Source organism: Parasaccharibacter apium (assembly GCF_002917995.1).
In the GTDB taxonomy this organism is placed as follows: domain Bacteria; phylum Pseudomonadota; class Alphaproteobacteria; order Acetobacterales; family Acetobacteraceae; genus Bombella; species Bombella apis.
In genome coordinates this window covers 22,369-39,439 of the sequence record NZ_LMYH01000013.1, presented here as the reverse complement: position 1 = coordinate 39,439, position 17,071 = coordinate 22,369, and the positions used below count along the sequence as shown (strand labels likewise).

The 17,071-nt window shown below is 59.1% G+C and carries 19 protein-coding genes and 1 other RNA gene; 14 read left to right on the top strand and 6 right to left on the bottom strand.

Annotated elements, in window-relative coordinates:
* The first annotated feature begins 83 nt into the window (after window positions 1-83).
* Window positions 84-1,799 carry a D-lactate dehydrogenase gene (gene dld, locus ASO19_RS06260; RefSeq protein ID WP_043558934.1) on the top strand — a complete coding sequence of 572 codons (1,716 nt, stop codon included), beginning with the start codon at window positions 84-86 and terminating at the stop codon, window positions 1,797-1,799.
* A 58-nt stretch (window positions 1,800-1,857) separates the two neighbouring features.
* Here the strand turns inward: dld and ASO19_RS06255 are convergent, their stop codons facing one another.
* The gene (locus tag ASO19_RS06255; RefSeq protein ID WP_103765628.1) at window positions 1,858-2,415 is read right to left on the bottom strand and encodes a DUF1643 domain-containing protein; all 558 of its coding nucleotides are present in this window, start codon (window positions 2,413-2,415) and stop codon (window positions 1,858-1,860) included.
* 25 nt (window positions 2,416-2,440) lie between these two features.
* Complete coding sequence (locus ASO19_RS06250; RefSeq protein ID WP_052348959.1) at window positions 2,441-3,646, bottom strand: transglycosylase SLT domain-containing protein; 1,206 nt, start codon at window positions 3,644-3,646, stop codon at window positions 2,441-2,443.
* Window positions 3,647-3,902: 256 nt separating this feature from the next.
* Between ASO19_RS06250 and ASO19_RS06245 the strand changes: the two genes are divergently transcribed.
* Together ASO19_RS06245 and ASO19_RS06240 are read left to right on the top strand one after the other, a co-directional pair.
* The gene (locus tag ASO19_RS06245) at window positions 3,903-4,121 is read left to right on the top strand and encodes a hypothetical protein (RefSeq protein WP_081562904.1); all 219 of its coding nucleotides are present in this window, start codon (window positions 3,903-3,905) and stop codon (window positions 4,119-4,121) included.
* 71 nt (window positions 4,122-4,192) lie between these two features.
* The gene (locus ASO19_RS06240; RefSeq protein WP_043558923.1) at window positions 4,193-5,050 is read left to right on the top strand and encodes a glycosyltransferase family protein; all 858 of its coding nucleotides are present in this window, start codon (window positions 4,193-4,195) and stop codon (window positions 5,048-5,050) included.
* Window positions 5,051-5,163: 113 nt separating this feature from the next.
* On the opposite strand, the gene ASO19_RS06235 is transcribed toward ASO19_RS06240, so the two are convergent.
* From ASO19_RS06235 to ssrA, 3 genes are all read right to left on the bottom strand, one after another.
* A complete protein-coding gene (locus ASO19_RS06235) occupies window positions 5,164-6,282 on the bottom strand; it encodes an AbrB family transcriptional regulator (protein ID WP_081562903.1) in 1,119 nt (372 codons plus the stop codon).
* Between the two features lie 15 nt (window positions 6,283-6,297).
* The gene (locus tag ASO19_RS06230; RefSeq protein WP_103765627.1) at window positions 6,298-6,951 is read right to left on the bottom strand and encodes an SspB family protein; all 654 of its coding nucleotides are present in this window, start codon (window positions 6,949-6,951) and stop codon (window positions 6,298-6,300) included.
* A 137-nt stretch (window positions 6,952-7,088) separates the two neighbouring features.
* Window positions 7,089-7,410, bottom strand: a transfer-messenger RNA (tmRNA) gene (gene ssrA, locus ASO19_RS06225).
* A gap of 143 nt (window positions 7,411-7,553) precedes the next feature.
* On the opposite strand from ssrA, the gene thyX reads away from it, so the two are divergent.
* Together thyX and ASO19_RS06215 are read left to right on the top strand one after the other, a co-directional pair.
* Window positions 7,554-8,459 (top strand): FAD-dependent thymidylate synthase, encoded by a 906-nt coding sequence (thyX, locus tag ASO19_RS06220; RefSeq protein WP_103765626.1) that lies wholly within the window; start codon window positions 7,554-7,556, stop codon window positions 8,457-8,459.
* A gap of 2 nt (window positions 8,460-8,461) precedes the next feature.
* Entirely contained in the window at window positions 8,462-8,764 is a 303-nt protein-coding gene (locus tag ASO19_RS06215) for a hypothetical protein (RefSeq protein WP_043558918.1), read from the top strand.
* Between the two features lie 12 nt (window positions 8,765-8,776).
* On the opposite strand, the gene fbaA is transcribed toward ASO19_RS06215, so the two are convergent.
* Window positions 8,777-9,895, bottom strand: coding sequence for a class II fructose-bisphosphate aldolase (fbaA, locus tag ASO19_RS06210; RefSeq protein WP_227449725.1), 1,119 nt, complete (start codon window positions 9,893-9,895; stop codon window positions 8,777-8,779).
* 182 nt (window positions 9,896-10,077) lie between these two features.
* Between fbaA and ASO19_RS06205 the strand changes: the two genes are divergently transcribed.
* The 9 genes from ASO19_RS06205 to ASO19_RS06165 all read left to right on the top strand — a co-directional run bounded on the left by ASO19_RS06205 (window position 10,078) and on the right by ASO19_RS06165 (window position 17,064).
* Window positions 10,078-10,641, top strand: a complete 564-nt coding sequence (locus tag ASO19_RS06205; protein WP_043559316.1) for a NifU family protein — start codon at window positions 10,078-10,080, stop codon at window positions 10,639-10,641.
* A gap of 6 nt (window positions 10,642-10,647) precedes the next feature.
* On the top strand, window positions 10,648-11,274 hold the full coding sequence (locus tag ASO19_RS06200) for a malonic semialdehyde reductase (protein WP_081562902.1): 627 nt from the start codon (window positions 10,648-10,650) through the stop codon (window positions 11,272-11,274).
* A 20-nt stretch (window positions 11,275-11,294) separates the two neighbouring features.
* Window positions 11,295-11,960 (top strand): tRNA (adenosine(37)-N6)-threonylcarbamoyltransferase complex dimerization subunit type 1 TsaB, encoded by a 666-nt coding sequence (gene tsaB / locus ASO19_RS06195; protein WP_258036081.1) that lies wholly within the window; start codon window positions 11,295-11,297, stop codon window positions 11,958-11,960.
* Window positions 11,960-12,466, top strand: coding sequence for a ribosomal protein S18-alanine N-acetyltransferase (gene rimI, locus ASO19_RS06190; protein ID WP_103765623.1), 507 nt, complete (start codon window positions 11,960-11,962; stop codon window positions 12,464-12,466). Before tsaB ends, rimI begins: the two co-directional genes overlap by 1 nt.
* A gap of 464 nt (window positions 12,467-12,930) precedes the next feature.
* Window positions 12,931-13,350: a MucR family transcriptional regulator gene (locus ASO19_RS06185; RefSeq protein WP_043558914.1), complete on the top strand. Its 420-nt coding sequence runs from the start codon at window positions 12,931-12,933 to the stop codon at window positions 13,348-13,350.
* A gap of 120 nt (window positions 13,351-13,470) precedes the next feature.
* Entirely contained in the window at window positions 13,471-13,998 is a 528-nt protein-coding gene (locus tag ASO19_RS06180; protein WP_043558908.1) for a Fur family transcriptional regulator, read from the top strand.
* Between the two features lie 128 nt (window positions 13,999-14,126).
* The gene (locus tag ASO19_RS06175; RefSeq protein ID WP_154981090.1) at window positions 14,127-14,957 is read left to right on the top strand and encodes a GNAT family N-acetyltransferase; all 831 of its coding nucleotides are present in this window, start codon (window positions 14,127-14,129) and stop codon (window positions 14,955-14,957) included.
* Between the two features lie 12 nt (window positions 14,958-14,969).
* Window positions 14,970-16,505, top strand: coding sequence for an apolipoprotein N-acyltransferase (gene lnt, locus ASO19_RS06170; RefSeq protein WP_103765622.1), 1,536 nt, complete (start codon window positions 14,970-14,972; stop codon window positions 16,503-16,505).
* Between the two features lie 91 nt (window positions 16,506-16,596).
* On the top strand, window positions 16,597-17,064 hold the full coding sequence (locus ASO19_RS06165) for a helix-turn-helix domain-containing protein (protein WP_043558903.1): 468 nt from the start codon (window positions 16,597-16,599) through the stop codon (window positions 17,062-17,064).
* Window positions 17,065-17,071: the final 7 nt, after the last annotated feature.

The window sequence follows — 17,071 nt, the reverse complement described above, 5'->3', positions numbered from 1 at the left end:
AGGTAATGTCACATCTTGTTTCATGGATGTGCCCTTTCCTTCCCGGAGTTGATCTTGAAGGAAAGGGGCGGAAAGAGGATGGAATGGTCGATCTTGTTGGCGAGTTGAAATCTGTTGTTGGCACCAGATATGTCCTGACCTCGGAAAGTGCGACCTACGGGTACCGCAAGGGGTTCCGGTTTGGTGATGGCCGGGTGGAAGCCGTCGTTATTCCCGGCTCTCTGGTTGAGCTGTGGCGTGTCTCGAAGCTGGCGGTGGAATCAGGGCGCATCATTCTCATGCAGGCGGCCAATACAGGGCTGACGGGCGGCTCCACACCGGATGGCAACGATTATGACAGGCCGATCATTCTCATCAGCACACGCAGGCTGAAAGGTATCCAGCTTCTGGGAGAAGGCCGACAGGTTGTCTGCCTGCCGGGGGCGGATCTTTACGAGCTGGAAGAAAAACTGGCTCCGCTGGGGCGGGAACCCCATTCGGTCATCGGGTCATCCTGCATCGGGGCTTCTGTCCTCGGGGGGGTGAGCAACAACTCGGGCGGGGCCCTGGTGCAGCGTGGTCCGGCTTATACGGAAATGGCCCTCTATGGACAGGTGGATGCCGAGGGCAGGCTGAATCTGGTCAATCATCTGGGCATCCGCTTCCCGGATGAAGCTGTGGCAGAATCCGTGCTGGATGCGCTGGAACATGGTCGTTACAGCCCGGATGATGTGGACTGGTCGGGCACGAGAAAGGCCCATGATGATGATTACGTCAACCGTATCCGCCAGGTCGATGAGGCATCCCCGGGGCGTTACAATGCGGACCCGGGCCGTCTGTTCGAGGCATCCGGTAATGCGGGAAAGCTGATCGTCTTTGCCGTGCGGCTGGATACCTTCCCGGCAGCGAAGGATACGGCCGTCTTCTATCTTGGCACCAACCGGACCGATACGTTGGAAAAGGTCCGGCGGCATCTTTTGACGGCGTTTGAGGAGCTGCCCGTTGCGGGTGAATACATGCATCGGGATGCTTTTGCCATTGCGGATGAATACGGGCGGGATACCGTGGCGCTGATCCGCTTTCTGGGAACGAAACATCTGCCGCTCATGTTCCGTCTGAAGGCTCGTGTGGATGCCTTCGCCCGGCGTTTCTCATGGGTACCGGACGGGCTGAGCGACCTGCTCATGCAGTCTGGCAGCCGGTTCCTGCCCTCGCAGGTGCCAGCCCGCATGAGGGCCTATCACGAGACATATGACCATCACCTCATGCTGCGTGTATCTGGCACGCTGGCCCGGCAGGTTCGCCCATGGCTGGAGAGCTTCTTTACCGAAGGGCAGGAGGTGGAGGGTGCCTTCTTTGAGTGTACGGCGCAGGAGGGGACGCTGGCTTTTCTGCACCGGTTTGCGGCGGCGGGGGCAGCAAACCGGTATGTGGCTGTTCATGGCAGGAAGACGGGCGGCATGATGGCACTGGATGTCGCTCTGCGCCGCAATGACTGGGAGTGGCAGGAGCGTCTTCCGCCGGAGGTGGACGACCAGCTGCTGCTGAAGCTCTATTACGGGCACTTCCTCTGCCATGTCATGCATCAGGATTATGTTGTCAGGCCTGGTGTGGACCCCATGGAAGTTGAGACGACCATGATGTGGCCAATACTGGACAAACGGGGAGCCCGTTATCCGGCCGAGCATAATGTGGGGCACCTCTATCATGCTCCGCAGAGCATGGCCGCCCATTACCGCTCGCTCGATCCTTGCAACTGTTTGAATCCCGGCATTGGCCGTCAGACAAAGAAGAAAAATTGGGTCGCAGAAAGCGTCTGAAGCCAGATGGGCGGGCCTCCCCTTGCGGGAAAGCCCTGTCTGCGTGGTGGGAGGTGGATCAGAAATCGTCTGCCGTCAGGGGGACGGGTGTAAGGTCCGCCGGGAGATAGAGCGGGTGTTCGGGGCGATGGCCTTTGCGGCTCAGCCGCAGGGCCGTGACCCTGTGACCAGTCCGGAGCAGCAGCCGTGCCACCTCAGGTCCCCGGTAGCGCAGCTCCTTGGCCTGCGGGGTGCCGTAGGCCAGCACGATGAGTTCAGCCTGTCCGGCCATGTCCAGCAGGTAGTGGTCGGTCTCCGGGCCGACGGGGTCGGCGACCTCGAGAAGGCGTTTCTGGTCCGTGCAGCGATAGGCGAAGCTGTTGCCCACAAACATGCCGCCATAACCCCATTGCCGACTGTAACGCTGGCATTTGGCCACGGAACGGTCATCTCCATATTCCGTGGCGACAGAGGGATTCATCATGATCCACATGATGAGGGGCCCTGTCGCATTCCAGATACGCCTGAGCGTATAGCGGTAACAGTCACCCGGCCCGGCATAGAGGGCCGTGCTGGTGACATCATCAGCGAGCCGGAGTGGCCTGGCCGTGCCGACATGGTGTGGTGTGTGCGGCATGTCCCGTGTGTTCCTCCGATGATGGTCAGGGAGCGTTGGGGGGAATTGTCAGGCAGTCTATGGTCCCCCGCAGATGCCTGCACGCCCCGGTAGCTTGGCTGTGCGTCAGGTTGATGAGCCGGGCCCGGTAGAGTGTACCTCTGGCCGTACGAACGGGCATGACATGGACGGAGGCCCCGCCGGCAATGGGGGTAATGCGGGGGCGTAGCTGTGTGGCAACCATGAGGGCCTGTTTTTCACCAGCATAGCTCCCCAGCTGGATGGCCCAGTCATGGGTTGATTCGGCCAGCATGTCTGTCGCTCCCCTCCGTCTGGCTGGGGCATCAGCCAGGGGAATGGACTGGATGCGCAGCGTATTTCTCTGTGGTTCTGGCGGAAAGGAGCGTGGTGGAGGCGAATGGGGCCGGGCGATGGGAGCTGCTGGCTGCGGCTGAGGGGAGGAAAAACCGCGGGCGGCCCATGCGGCCCGGATGTCCTGTGTTTCGGCTGTTTGGACAGCCTGTCCGGCCGTGGTGGTTTCGTCATAGCTTCCACCACCATCCAGAGGTGTGGCCGTATCCATGCGGGCGGGTCCCTGCGCCGTCCTGTCATGGCGGGCCACGATGAGGTCATTGCGGGAGCGCTGATGCGGCCAGATGCCCATGATCTTGGGGGCAATGGCCGCCACATAATTGCGTGTCTCCCGTGGGAGGGCCCTGTTCTGGCGGAGGTAGTGGTCCAGACTGCCCGGGCCATAATTATAGGCAGCCAGAAAGCCGGGAGAGCCGTATATTTCATACATCTGGCGGATATAGGCTGTTCCGGCGAGAATGTTGTCGTGCGGGTCGTAGGGGTCAGGTCCCAGATTGTACTGGGTCCGCAGGTCGTCATAGGCGGGTGGCATGATCTGCATCAGCCCCATGGCGCCGGGCGTGGAGGTGATGAAGTTGCCATAACGGTCATACAGATGCCCCCCTGACTCCTGATGCATGACGGCCCTGATCCATTCAGCAGGCACATCGAAACGGTTTGATGCTTCATTGATGTAAGGCCCCCAGGGGTCTTCAGGCGGGCCGGGCGGTGTGTAGTGCGAGCGGGCATGGGCCTGATAGTCTGCCTGTTCCTCCAGCACGGGCATGGTCGGGCTGTTGCCGCTGGGACGTGTGGCGCAGGCTGCCAGAAGGGCAGGGAGGAGCAGGGCAAGGCAGAGGCGGACCATACGCAGGGTAGAGGACGGGGCAGTGCGTATCATGGGGGCTTCCTGAACAGGGACATGCGTGAGCTTCCTCTCCCTATCATGGAAATGATGGAGGGCAGAGAGGAGCCTGGTTTTTATAAGTAAAGATCACGTTATAAAAGAGGTTTAATGGAAGGTAGGGGATTGAAAAAAGGAAGGAAACGGGACTACTGTAGAGGGGATTATATTGGCTGGCAGCGGGAGCTGCTCCGTTCTGTACCTGCCCGAGGCGGGGGAATGGTTTTATTGGTAGGAATTGAAGGACGAGATCATGTCTTACGCTGCGCTGGATGCAGGCCGTGTTGCCCGTGCTGCCGAGCTGGCCCTGCAGACGCTGGCCGGGGAGAAGGAGACCTCTGAGGCGCATCAGCGCAAAACGATCCTGATCGAGCGTATACATGCTCTTGCCAGAGCCGCCGCAGATACGGCAGGACAGGGGACGGTGACGCTGACGTCCGAAGAGTTCTGGCTGATTTCCCGGAACTGGTGACGTGTCAGTGGGGCATGGCGAATGAATGATCATATGATTCTGAGAGACTGGGTGTCAGGGAGCGTTGAGGGATGAAGTGGTTTTTTGCGATTACAGAGAAGACACTGTCCAACGACCCTGATCATGGTTTTATCGATTGTATCCGGGCTGCCGTACAGTCGGCCCGTGAGAATACGACGCTGATCCCGCACATGGTGTTTGATGGAAACGAATGTGACTTCACGCGGGAGATGCGGGCTGCCGGGGTGAATGTCATTTTTCACCGTCTGCATTTCTATGACCGCCTGCTGGAGGCCCAGCGTCGCCTCAAACCGGAATGGCCCAATTACATTTTTACGGCGGCTGGTGCCTTCATGCGGCTGGAGCTGCCCCTGCTGGAGCAGGATGACCAGTACGTCCTGTACACCGACTGTGACGTGATGTTCCTGAAGGACCCGCAGGTCGAGTTCTGCACGCCGGAAATCTTTGCGGCTTGCGGGCAGTTCGGCAAGCAGGATTACTACGTGGACATGAACTCGGGGGTCATGGTGATGAACCTTGAGCGTATGCGCCGTGACCTGCCAGCGATGGTGGATTTCCTGTGCGATAATCTGGACCATGTGGCTGGGTATGATCAGGAGCTGCTGCGCATTTTCTACAATGCACAGTGGAGCCCACTTTCCGCCCGCTTCAACTGGAAGCCTTACTGGGGGGTGGATGACAACGCTACCATCGTCCATTTTCATGCGGCCAAGCCACCTGCTGCGCGGCATCTGCTGAATGATCCGGCCTATCGTGAGCATGATCATGTCTTCCATGCCTGGCGTCACTGGTTCTTCCAGAATCCGGCTGGATACGGCTATTATGTTCCGAAGTGGGAAGAGTATCTCGAAAAGGCCCGCCGGTCTTACCAGGCGGATGCAGTCAGTGAGTTTGATGCTCTGAGATAGGATGGGGGCTCAACCCATTCAGGCAGTGCTGGAATATGGAAAAACCCTCCTTCGTGGAGGGTTTTTCTTTGCCGTCATGCCAGCAGGCGGCGTGGCCGTGCCCTCTCCCGGGGTTACTTGCTTGTGGAAGGGGAGCGGGGCAGCTGCTCCATCTGCTCAGGCATGGCGGCCGTGCGGCTGGTATGGCGTTCCAGCCATCGCCCAAGGGGACGGGCAATGGCTGGCCCGAGCGTGATGATGGCGAGCATCCGGGCTGTCTGCATGGCAATGATGAAGGGTAGGGCAATCGGGACGTTGGCGCTGATGACGATGATGGTGTCCAGCCCGCCCGGGCTTGTGGCCAGGTAGGCACTGAGGAGGTCAATCCGGGCGAAATGGGCTACCGGCAGGGCCAGCAGGGCACAGCTGGCAATGAGTGTCATGGAGGAGAGGGCGACCGCTGGGATGGAGCGGAGTGCGTAACGCAGGACGGGTGCGGTGAAACGCAGCCCGATGGACCAGCCGATGGTCAGATAGGCCGGGATGCGGATCCAGAAAGGGGCGCTGATCTGGAACAGGCCACTCAGCTGGGCTGTGGCACCTGTCAGAATGGTCAGCAGAAGTGTTGCCGCTGGTGAACGCAGCCTGAGGCCGATGACCGTACTGATGGCGACAAGCAGCAGTGTAGGTAGCAGGTTGCCTCGCATTGGTGCGGGCGTGGGAGTGGCGTGGCCCGTGCGTATGACGATCCATGAAATCAGGGACGTGGCAACGGCAACCATGATGACCCTGAAATAGAGCATGAAGGCTGTCAGCCTTGTATCAGCTCCGAAAGACCCGCAGAGCATGACCATGGTGGAGGCTGCGCCCGGTGATGTGCCCCAGAGGGCCGTCGTCCCCGGCATGACCCCGAACCAGGCCAGACAGGCCCCCGTGGAAAAACTGACAAGGATGACGGAGAGGACACTGAAAAGAACCAGTATCCAGTGGGACATGATGTGGTGGAGGACAGAGCCTGTCAGGCTGTTGACGACCACACAGGCCAGTATGGCCTGTGCCATGGTAAAGAAAACGGGTTTGATGGTGACGCCACGGTTCCTGATCGACAGGATGATGCCGGCCGCCATGGGGCCCAGCATCATGCCCGCTGTCAGATGCAGCAGCATGAAGAGGCCGGAAATCACGGCAGAAAAAAAGACCAGCTCTGCCCATCGTGACCCATGGGAGCGCCAGGAGAGGGAGGACAGGGTCACACGCCCGGTCCCTGCTCAGCGGTCCCTGTCATCAGGGGTTCCAGAGGGATCATTGCCTGAGGGTTTCTTGCGGAAGGCTGCCAGACTGACAACCTTCGCCCCCTCATTTTCCTGGTCATGGGAGTCACCGTCATGGCCTGCACTGGTTCCGGCATGTGCCTTCGGTTCGTCTGCCGAGGGGTGGAAGGTGTGGACCTCGGCCAGACCGCCCTTGTCCCCTCCGTGGAGGTCAGTGTCTGTCGGAGTGTCGGCATCTGCCATGTGCTGCTGGGGCGTGAAATGCATGACGAGATGGATGTGAGGGTCTGCAAAGGCCGTGACCGCTCCCAGAGGGATGTGCAGGGTGCTGGGGATGCCGCCAAAGGACAGCCCGACAGAGAAGGTCCGGGTGTCATGGTCCACCGTCAGGTTCTGGAACTGGTGTTGCAGGACGATGGTCATTTCTTCCGGGTAGCGATCCTTGAGGCGGGAGGGGATGTCCACTCCCGGCATGTCGGTACGGAATGTCATGTAGAAATGATGGTCACCAGGGAGGCCATGTTCGCTGACATGGTCCAGCGCCTTGATCATGACGATACGCTGGGCATCCTCCATCCAGCGGTCATAAGGGAGGAGGCTGGCTGGCATGGAAGGGCCGAGCCCGTCGGAGCCGTTGGTATCATCACTCATGGAACAGCACCATCACCTGTTGCATCTGGGAAGTTACCTCAGGTGTGCGACAGGCGGCATGAAATCGCAAGGGGCCGGGTTGCATATTTTCCAGCCCGACCTTTTATCGTGGGATGGTGTTTCAGAAAAGAAACAGGTGGGGGGGCTTCTGTTGCCCGGTGCACCCCCCGGACCGCGCTTATCGCTTATGCAGCAACAGCGAGCACCTCAGAGTTATCGTTGGCACTTGTAAAGTCAGCCCGATGACGGCGGAACAATACCGGGCAAAAAGTAGATCTTTACCATGCGTGTCGAGCCTGTTTCGTCCCCATGGCGCCAGCCTGGAAGGCTGATGGTGGAGACGCCGGGCACTGCCCCCGGGTCCACAACACTTATTCCATCTACCGTTTATCGCCATAGCCAAGGCCGAAGCCTCCGGCAGGGACAAATATAGGCAGTTATGTCCGGTATGGCAAGGTGAAACGGGCCTTCCCTTCTGCCATCTGGGCGGTTACATCTGTCACCGTTATGGTTACATTCAGTAGCTGGGGGAGGTGGATGGCCGTGCTGATCCACTTCCGTGGATAATAGCCCGGCACAGCCAGATGAGCGGGAGAGAAGTCATGGCCCTGACAGACGAGCAGCGTTCCGAAATAGAGGCCGTGCGTGCCGCCCCCAACCAGACGGTGCGGCCGACCGTTCCGGCCATGGAGGCACTTCTTTTTGAGCCTTTCCCGCTGCTGGATCATGGTTTCATCCGTGTCGTGGACTATATGGGGGATGATTCGGCTGTCGTGCAGGCGGCCCGTGTGTCCTACGGCAAAGGGACACGGAAGACGTCGGAAGATGCCGGGCTCATCCGCTATCTGATGCGGCATCGTCACTCCACACCGTTTGAAATGTGCGAGATCAAGTTTCACGTGAAACTGCCACTTTTTGTCGCCCGGCAGTGGATTCGTCACCGCATGGCCAGCGTGAATGAATATTCTGCCCGGTATTCCGTACTGGACAGGGAGTTCTATCTGCCCGATGCCACGCAGATTGCTGCGCAGAGCAAGGTCAACAATCAGGGGCGGGGCGAGACCCTCAGCCCAGAGACAGCGGCAGAGGTGCTGTCCATTCTCCAGCGGGATGCCCTGCAATGTTATGGCGACTATGAGCAGCTGCTCGACCCGGAGGGGCTGGGTGTGGCCCGGGAACTGGCCCGCATCAATCTGACACTCAACACCTACACGCAGTGGTACTGGAAGATTGACCTCCATAATCTGATGCATTTTCTGGCGCTGCGGTCCGACCCACATGCCCAGTATGAAATCCGTGTCTATGCCCAGAAGATGATCGAGATTCTCAAGGCATGGGTACCGCATACGGCACAGGCTTTTGAGGATTATCGCCTCGGAGCTTACAGCTTCTCTGCCGGGATGCTGAAGGTGCTGCGCCGCCGCCTTGCCGGGGAGAGTGTCACGCAGGAAACATCCGGCCTGACGAAGCGGGAATGGACAGAGATGCAGGCTGTTCTGGAGGGCTGAACGTGTCCGGCTCTGACCTTTTCCCTGAAGAGGAAGACCGGCCTGCTGGTCCTGTCCCGGATTCAGCGGCTTTGCTGGAGGAAGGGCGCCGGTTCCAGCGGGAGACGGGTATCCCGCCTCTTCTGGGTCACAGGCCACGTTTTCTGCCATGGGTGCTGCTGGCAGCCCTGCTCATGCTTGTCTCTCTGGGTATTGAGATTTTCTGGCCCCTGCCGGGGCGGCATGGCCCCCTGCCTGTTTGTGGGCAAGGGGCGGTGGAGACGGTTTCCTGTCAGAAACCGGCTGCGGTTCCATCTGCCCGCTGATGGAGCGGACGGTCAGGGCTGGCGGGCAGTGCTGCGCCCCTGAGCCCCGAGTACACGGAAACTGTCTGTCAGCCGTTGGATGAAACTGTCCTCTCCGGCCTTCATCCAGGTACGGATGTCGTACTGTTTTTTCAGTGGCCGCCCCGTTACGGGTGAGACCTGATGGGCGAAGGCTTCTTCATGTTCCTGCATGTAACGGGCCACACCTTGTGCGTAGGCGAACTGGGTGTCTGTATCGATGTTGAATTTGAAGACCCCGAAGCTGACAGCCTGTTTTATGGCGTCTTCATCCGATCCAGACCCGCCATGGAAGACCAGAGGAACAGGATTGGGGCCCGTCTGGAGCCGCTCGGCCACGAGAGCCTGGGACCTGCGGAGTATGTCCGGGCGGAGGCGGACATTGCCGGGGGCGTAGACCCCGTGAACATTCCCGAATGAGGCAGCGATGGAAAGCATCCCCAGAGGGGACAGGGTCTTCCATGCGGTCAGAACATCTTCCGGACTTGTATAGAGGGAGGGATGGTCAGCCGGTCCGGTGCCATGCAGCTCGTTGCCAATGCCGTCTTCTTCTCCCCCCGTGATTCCCAGTTCGATCTCAAGGCCGATTCCCAGAGGGGACAGTTTTTTCATCAGGGTCGCTGCCGTGGCGATGTTGTCGGCGACCGGTTCTGTCGAGAGGTCGAGCATGTGGGAGGAGAACAGAGGTTGGCCTGTCTGTTCGTGGTGGCGGCGGCTTTCTTCCACGAGCCCGTCAATCCAGCCCAGCAGGGGACGGTTGGCGTGGTCCGTATGGAGGATGACGGCTACCCCGTAATGGCGGGCCAGAAGATGGACATGCCGTGCCAGAGCCACAGCCCCCAGAATCCGGGCCTGCTGCTCATCCGGCAGGGACTGGCCAGCGTAGAAGCGGGCCCCTCCGGCGGAAATCTGGATGATGATGTCAGCCCTGTTGGCCCGTGCTGCGGCAAGAGCTGCATTGGCAGTGGATGAGCTGCTGACATTGACAGCCGGAAGGGCATAGCCCCCCATCTGGCAGGCCCGGAGCAGGGTACGGTATGCACCGCCAGTGGCCACACCCGGCGGAATGGCCGACATGCTGTTGGCAGGGAGTGCGGTGGAGGGGGGTGTCATGGATCCTCTTGGGTGGAGCTGGAGAAGGGGGAACGTGGCAGAGGTAGCCTGTTCTGCCAGTCTGATATACATACTGTCTGTAAATAGGACTATAAAGGTCCAAAAGTGGTAGAGTTGCGTTAGAGGGTGCTCATTCCATCGGGTATCTGATAAGAGAGGCGTTCATGACACAGAATGATCTTATGATGATTGAAACTGAAGATACTCCCAACCCGGCGACACTGAAATTTTTGCCGGGTCGTGACGTGACGGGCGACCGGTCCCCTGTCGATTTTGCAGAGGCCGGGGTCGTGGCGGGGCGTTCTGCTCTGGCAGATGTTCTTTTTGGCATGGCCGAGGTGAAGCGTGTCTTCTTGGGAAGTGATTTTGTTTCTGTCACGAAGGATGATGGAGCCGACTGGGATGCACTGCGTCCGCAGGTGCTGGTGGCCCTGACAGATTTCTTCAAAAGCGGGAAGCCAGCCCTTGCAGAAGACATCGCTGCCCCGGAGGCTGACATCTTTCCCGAGGACAGCGAGATCGTGGCCCGGGTGAAGGAGCTTCTGGATACACGGGTCCGTCCGGCCGTGGCCAGCGATGGGGGGGACATTGTCTTCCGTGGTTATCGGGAAGGTGTCGTCTATCTGAGCATGCAGGGCGCCTGCTCTGGCTGTCCGTCTTCCAAGGCTACATTGCGGCACGGCGTGGAGAACATGCTCCGTCACTACATCCCGGAGGTGACGGCGGTTGAACCTGTAGAGGAGTAAAAGCTGATGACATCATCACCAGCCCCGGAGGGGCAGCCGGCAGAAGGAGAGGTCTCCAGCCCTGTTCTGGCCGAGGAGCTTTTTACACGCTGCCGCACGGCAGACTGTTTTTCTGACCGGCCAGTGGGTGATGATGTCCTGCATCGTCTTTACGATCTGCTCAGGATGGGGCCAACATCGGGCAACTGCTCACCGGCCCGCTTCGCTTTCCTGAAGACGGAAGAGGCCCGGCAGAAAATCCGGCCTGCCCTGTCTCTGGGCAATGCGGAGATGGCCATGACGGCGCCGGTGCTGGTTGTTGTCGGGTATGATCCCCTGTTTTTCGAGAAATTCGAGACTCTCAACCCCATGCCCGGCCTGCGGGACTGGTATGCGGCTGATGTCGGGCTGAGTGACGAGACGGCGTTTCGCAACGGTACCCTTCAGGGGGCCTATCTTATCATGGCAGCCCGTGCGCTGGGGCTGGCTGTGCGGCCCATGTCCGGCTTTGATGCCGTGATGGTGGAGGAGGAATGTTTCCGCAAGCAGGGCTGGCGGGCCAATTTCCTCGTGGCACTGGGTTATCCCGGAGGGGAAGCATCTTCTCCCCGGGCACCCCGTCTGCCTTATGAGGAAGTCTGCCTGTGGCTGTGATGCCGGAGCGGTGTCTCGTCATGAACGGGGCGGGAGCCGGACGGGGGCAGAGCAATCTGATCGCCCTGCTGGAACATGGCCGGGTGGTGGATGAACAGGTTCTGTCCGGGCGTGGTGCTTCGGAACGTTTTGCTCCGGCCGTGCAGGCCATGTTGGCCCGGGCCGGTTGGAAAGAATCACCGGAGATGGTGGTGGCTGTGGTTGGCCCGGGCTCTTTTACGGGGTTGAGAGCGTCTCTTTCCCTTGCCGCAGGGTTGGTCCGGGGATGGTCCTGTCGGGGCGTAGGTGTTCGGCTGGGTGATGCACTGCGGGCGACCATGAAGCATGATGAGGCCACTATCCTGTGCCTTGCCCGTCGGGGGCGGGTTTTTGTGGATGCGCCGGGGCGGGAGGCCTGTGCCCTGCCGGTAGGCGAGATTCGGCCGGGGAGCTGGCCGGTCGTGGCAGGTGATGCCGTCCATGGGGATGATGCCTTGCCGGAGCTGAGTGGCCAGACAGGCTGTGGTGTTCTGGGGAGTAACGTGGTCCGCCTGCCTCATGCCGCTCCGACGGCGGAAGGCATTTTCAGGGCCGCCTGCCAGAGTCTGGATGATGGGACGGTCGAGGCCTACCCGCTTGAACCCCTTTATGTGGACCCCCCGGAGGCAAAACCCCCGGCAGGTGGTCTGAGACCGGCACCGCAGTGATGTCTGGCACGGGCTGTCCGGACAGGGCGGATCATGATGGCCAGAGGGAGGTCCGGTCGGACGTGCAGGGGCCTGAGCTGGTGGCTGTGGGGCCAGAGGCAGCCCGTGTCGTGTCGGCCCTGCATCATGCGGCCTTTTCGGGACGTGACCCTTGGGATGAGACAGCCTGCGGGCAGATTCTGGCCCTGCCGGGTGTGGAGGCCTGGCTGGTTTGCGTGAGTGATGTTCCTGTGGGTTTCATCATCAGTCGTCATGTGCTGGATGAAGGTGAGGTCCTGTCTCTGGGGGTGCATCCACAATGGCAGCGGCAGGGGCTGGCGCATCGGTTGCTCTCCCATCTCATCAATCGGGCCCGACAGGAGGCAGCCACCCTGTTTCTGGAAGTGCGGCTCAGTAATGAAGCCGCTTTTGCCTTGTATGGGCGGTGCGGCTTTCAACAGGTAGCGGTGCGGCGTCGTTATTACGACGATGGTGAGGATGCCCGTCTTTTGAGGTGGTCGCCCTGACAGGTCATACCCTGTTTTCTTTTGCATGGCACGACGTATGGGCCGTGTAATGCTGGAATAGCTGTTGAACAAGGGGCGGTCAGGCTGTGTGGTATGCCTGTAATGGCAGGTCATCATGTATATGATCTTGCAGCTGTTATGTTCTTGTAACGTCTTTCCTTGTCTGCTCTAGGTAACAGCCTTCTATAAGACTTGTCATGTCATTCATGATGAATATTCCTTATAAAACAGCATGATCTTTGTAGGGCGCCTGTATTTCCCTGTGATAAATGGTGTTATTTGAGCGCAGGCGGAAGGGAGAAGTTCTCTTATGTAATGTCGTGATTTTGTAAGAATTTCTGTCTATGTTGTGGATTTTCTTATCTTATCAACAAGTGTTTACTATTACAGAAACGGTTTTTCTTGTTGTCTTTTTCTACAATCCGTTATAGGTCGAACTAAATTTCTTGGGAGATAGGTTTTTTATGTCGTCGTCTGAGACAGAAACACAGGCCCTGCGTCAGCTGACAGCACAGATCGTCACGGCGTATGTGAGCAGTCATGATGTTGCTGCCGAAACTCTGCCGGACCTTGTCCGTTCGGTGCACGGTGCCCTTGCAGGGGCCGGTGTTGCCGTGGAGGCAGAGCCCGAAAAACCGGTACCGGCCGTACCGCCCCGCAAGTCGGTCTTCCCCGATTATATCATTTGCCTGGAAGACGGTAAAAAGCTGAAGCTGCTGCGCCGTCACCTCAAGACAGCCTACAACATGACACCGCAGGAATATCGTGAGCGTTGGGGGCTGCCGCCGGAATATCCGATGGTTGCTCCCAACTATGCCAATCATCGTTCTTCCCTTGCACGGCGCATCGGTCTTGGCCGCCGCCGTGAAGGGAGCGAGGGGTAATCAGGATGGTCTGTCCTGTTTCTCAGGACAGACCCGGTTGAGTCTGCATGATGGAGGAGGTGCGTTTCGTATTATGATGTGGATTGGACAAACCGTATCATAATCGGATAGATCATCAGTATGGTGATGAGCACAAAAAAAATGGGGCGCGAGGGTGCTGCGTCCGGGGATACTGTGGGTGATTCGCCCATTGCACGTCTCTGCGTCAAGCATGGTCTGAAGATGACCGGACAGCGGCGGGTGATTGCCCGTGTCCTTTCGGAGGCGGAGGATCATCCGGATGTGGAGGAGCTGTACCGCCGTGCTTCGGAACTGGACAGCCGCATTTCCGTTGCTACCGTTTATCGGACAGTCCGCCTGCTGGAAGAAAAAGGAATTCTGGAACGCCGGGATTTTGGCGGGGGCCGTGCCCGCTACGAAGCCAGTGAAAATGGGCATCATTATCATTTGATTGATATTGATAGTGGTAACGTCATCGAATTCGAGAATGATGAACTGGTCGGCCTGCTGGCGAAAATTGCTGCGGAACTGGGGTTTGATCTCATGTCTCACCGGGCGGAGCTTTTCGGACGGCGTACGGCACCCGAAAAGAAGAAAGATGCCGCTCCCGAGGATGGGAACAGGTCCAGTCCAACAGGCCGGGCATAAGGAGTGACTGATTTCGTATGACCGGGAAGAGGCCGTCAGATACCATTGGGGATGCATGCATCCCTTCCTGTAATGCAGAGCAGCCGGAGGCGGGGGGATTCATCAGCAGCGAGAAAACGCAGCGGCAGATGGATACCCTGGCGACTCTTGCCCTGAACCGTGAAGGCGGTTTTCAGGAACTGCGTGGCGGCAGCTTGGGTGTCAGGCTTGCCACGACGGAAGAAGAGATCCGTGCGGCACAGGCCCTGCGTTATCGTGTGTTCTTTGACGAGATGGGGGCTCATCCCAGTGAGGAGGCCCTGCGGACCCGTCTGGATTCTGACCGCTTCGACGAGATTGCAGATCACCTTCTTGTGGTGGACCATGCCCGTGGTGGTGGTGCAGACAGCGTGGTGGGGACGTATCGTCTGCTGCGTTCCGATTCGCTGGGGGAAGGTGGCCGTTTCTATACGGCAGATGAGTATGACATCTCCTGTCTGACAGATTTCCCCGGTCGCCTTCTGGAGGTCGGGCGGTCCTGTGTGGCACGGGATTACCGTGGTCGTGCGGCCATGCAGCTGCTCTGGCGGGGCATAGCCTCCTATATCTTCCTGCACAGGATTGACGTGCTGTTTGGCTGTGCCAGCCTGCATGGGACATCACCGGATACGATGAGTGATGAGCTGACATGGCTGTATCACAACCATCTGGCGCCGCCCGCCCTGCGGGTTCGGGCCCTGCCAGAGCGCTATGTCAGCATGTGCCGGACAGACCCTGCCACGCTGGACCGCCGCACCTGCCTCAGCAAGCTGCCGCCCCTCATCAAGGGGTATCTGCGTCTTGGTGGGTATGTTGGTGATGGTGCCGTGGTGGATGAACAGTTCAACACCACGGATGTGGCTGTGCTCGTCAAGAGTGAGCTGCTGGCTGACAAATATTACCGTCATTATGAGCGTCGTCTGAAGGACGCGCTGGATTAACAAGGGATTTCCATGGTGGTGAAGGCATTGTGCTCCCTTCCACAGCAGGGAGGGTGGCGCGGCGCCGTCTTCATGTTGGTTCTGGGGGCGGTGGCAGCGTTGGCTCTGCCACCGCTCTGTTTTTTTCCGATTCTGCCTTTGGCATTGGGGCTGTTCTACAAGGCTGTCTGTGCCGCACCGGGGCACCGTCAGGCTGCCCTGTGGGGATTCCTTTTCGGGATGGGGTATCATACGGCGGGTCTTTACTGGCTGACCAATGCAATCCTGACCCGGGTGCATGAGTTCTGGTGGGTGGTGCCTTTTGCAGCGCCTGGTGTTGCGCTGCTCATTGCACCTCTCGTGATGGTTCCGGCCCTGCTCTGTCGCTCCGTACCGCCGGGCTGGCCACGTGTGGCGATGTTCGCCGGGAGCTGGACGTTGGCCGACATGGCCCGGGTTTTCTATTTTTCCGGTTTCCCCTGGAATCCTCTGGGCAGTGCGCTGGAAGTCCCAGGATGGCTGGGGGATTGGCTCATTCAGCCAGCGGCCCTGATCGGTGTGGATGGGCTGACGCTTCTGCTGGTGCTGGCTTCACTGGCCGTATGGCAGGGACGGCGGGGGCTGCTGGCCGTGGTCGCCTGTGCAGGTCTCTGGTGTGGCTGGGGGGCATGGCGTGCTGGGCATGAGGCCGTTCTGCCGGGGCATGTCAATCCGGCTGTCGTGGTTGTGCAGGGCAACGTGACAGAAGATGAGGTGCTGGGGCGGGATGATGCGGTTTCACAGTTCCGGTCTTATCTGGAGCTGACAGCGCAGGGCGTGAGAGATGCGCAGCGCCTGGTGCCGGGACGCCCGGCTGTTGTCGTCTGGCCGGAATCTGCTTTCCCCGGTCTTCTGGAGGAGGAAGGCTGGGCAAGGCAGGCCATTGCCGCCGCTGCCTCCGGGGCACCGGTATTGCTTGGGTCGGACAGGCGTGCCGCCGGTGTGGATCGCTGGTACAATAGCCTGATGGCTCTGGCCCCGGATGGACACATAGAGGCCATTTATGACAAAAGCCGTCTGGTTCCGTTTGGAGAGTATGACCCCTGGATACTGCCCTTCCACCTGCTGCCGGCCGAGGTGGTGCCGGGCCCGGGGTTGATGACCTGGAACCTGCCACAGGTTGGTCGTGTCGGTCCCATGGTCTGTTATGAGATCGTGTTTTCTGGTGGTGTTGTGGCACCGGGGCAGCGGCCAGACTGGCTGCTGACGATCTCCAACGATGCCTGGTATGGCAACAGTGCCGGGCCGAGGCAGCATCTGGCGACAGGGCGGCTGCGTGCCGTGGAAGAAGGCTTGCCGGTTGTTTTTGTCAATAACCGTGGTGTGTCTGCCATTTATGATGCCCGTGGCAGGGAAGTTGGGCGAACGGAATGGGGCAGGGAACAGGTGCTTGTACGCCCTCTTCCGGGACCGGAAGCAAAAACATTTTTTGCTTTGCTGGGGCGCTGGATACCGGCGCTGATGTCTCTGCTGTTTGTGGGGGCCGCTCTCGTCGGGCGGTGGTTTGATGAAAAGGGCAGATCGGTGTAGCCTGAAAAAATTGAAAATATAATTTATTGTTAACCACTTTCGATGAAGAGTAGAAACCTTTTGACCTGATTTTTATTGAGGTTCGTGATTGATGACAGAACTAGCGTCGTTTGTCGATGCACATGTTGGCAAACGTATCCGGCTTCTTCGGGGGCTGCGGAAATTTTCACAGGAAAAACTGGCCAAGGCACTTGGTATCACTTTTCAGCAGGTTCAGAAATATGAGCGTGGGGCAAACCGCGTCGGGGCGGGTCGTCTGTATGAGCTGGCCCAGGTTCTTGAAGTGCCGGTAGGTTTCTTTTTTGACGAGCTGGATGGTTTCGCCAGTCCCGCAGCAGGACCGGGGAATCTTCAGGAAGAACAGGCTCCCTTCCAGAAGGATGATGGGGGCGGGGAGAAAATGGCTGAGGCCCCCCAGGAGAAAAATGGGAGCGGTATAGAGCTGCTCATGTTGCCGGAAACAATGGAACTGGCACAGGCCTATTACAGTATCCGGGAGGAGAAGATCCGTCAGCAGCTCATGAATTTCATCCGGGATGTGGCCAGACGGTCCAGATGAGGGTGAT

Coding starts and splice junctions, on each gene's coding strand:
- dld (WP_043558934.1), top strand. CDS start 84: ATGGTCGATCTTGTTGGCGAGTTGAAATCTGTTGTTGGCACCAGATAT.
- ASO19_RS06255 (WP_103765628.1), bottom strand. CDS start 2,415: ATGCCGCACACACCACACCATGTCGGCACGGCCAGGCCACTCCGGCTC.
- ASO19_RS06250 (WP_052348959.1), bottom strand. CDS start 3,646: ATGATACGCACTGCCCCGTCCTCTACCCTGCGTATGGTCCGCCTCTGC.
- ASO19_RS06245 (WP_081562904.1), top strand. CDS start 3,903: ATGTCTTACGCTGCGCTGGATGCAGGCCGTGTTGCCCGTGCTGCCGAG.
- ASO19_RS06240 (WP_043558923.1), top strand. CDS start 4,193: ATGAAGTGGTTTTTTGCGATTACAGAGAAGACACTGTCCAACGACCCT.
- ASO19_RS06230 (WP_103765627.1), bottom strand. CDS start 6,951: ATGAGTGATGATACCAACGGCTCCGACGGGCTCGGCCCTTCCATGCCA.
- thyX (WP_103765626.1), top strand. CDS start 7,554: ATGGCCCTGACAGACGAGCAGCGTTCCGAAATAGAGGCCGTGCGTGCC.
- fbaA (WP_227449725.1), bottom strand. CDS start 9,895: ATGACACCCCCCTCCACCGCACTCCCTGCCAACAGCATGTCGGCCATT.
- ASO19_RS06205 (WP_043559316.1), top strand. CDS start 10,078: ATGATGATTGAAACTGAAGATACTCCCAACCCGGCGACACTGAAATTT.
- ASO19_RS06200 (WP_081562902.1), top strand. CDS start 10,648: ATGACATCATCACCAGCCCCGGAGGGGCAGCCGGCAGAAGGAGAGGTC.
- tsaB (WP_258036081.1), top strand. CDS start 11,295: ATGAACGGGGCGGGAGCCGGACGGGGGCAGAGCAATCTGATCGCCCTG.
- rimI (WP_103765623.1), top strand. CDS start 11,960: ATGTCTGGCACGGGCTGTCCGGACAGGGCGGATCATGATGGCCAGAGG.
- ASO19_RS06185 (WP_043558914.1), top strand. CDS start 12,931: ATGTCGTCGTCTGAGACAGAAACACAGGCCCTGCGTCAGCTGACAGCA.
- ASO19_RS06180 (WP_043558908.1), top strand. CDS start 13,471: ATGGTGATGAGCACAAAAAAAATGGGGCGCGAGGGTGCTGCGTCCGGG.
- ASO19_RS06175 (WP_154981090.1), top strand. CDS start 14,127: ATGGATACCCTGGCGACTCTTGCCCTGAACCGTGAAGGCGGTTTTCAG.
- lnt (WP_103765622.1), top strand. CDS start 14,970: ATGGTGGTGAAGGCATTGTGCTCCCTTCCACAGCAGGGAGGGTGGCGC.
- ASO19_RS06165 (WP_043558903.1), top strand. CDS start 16,597: ATGACAGAACTAGCGTCGTTTGTCGATGCACATGTTGGCAAACGTATC.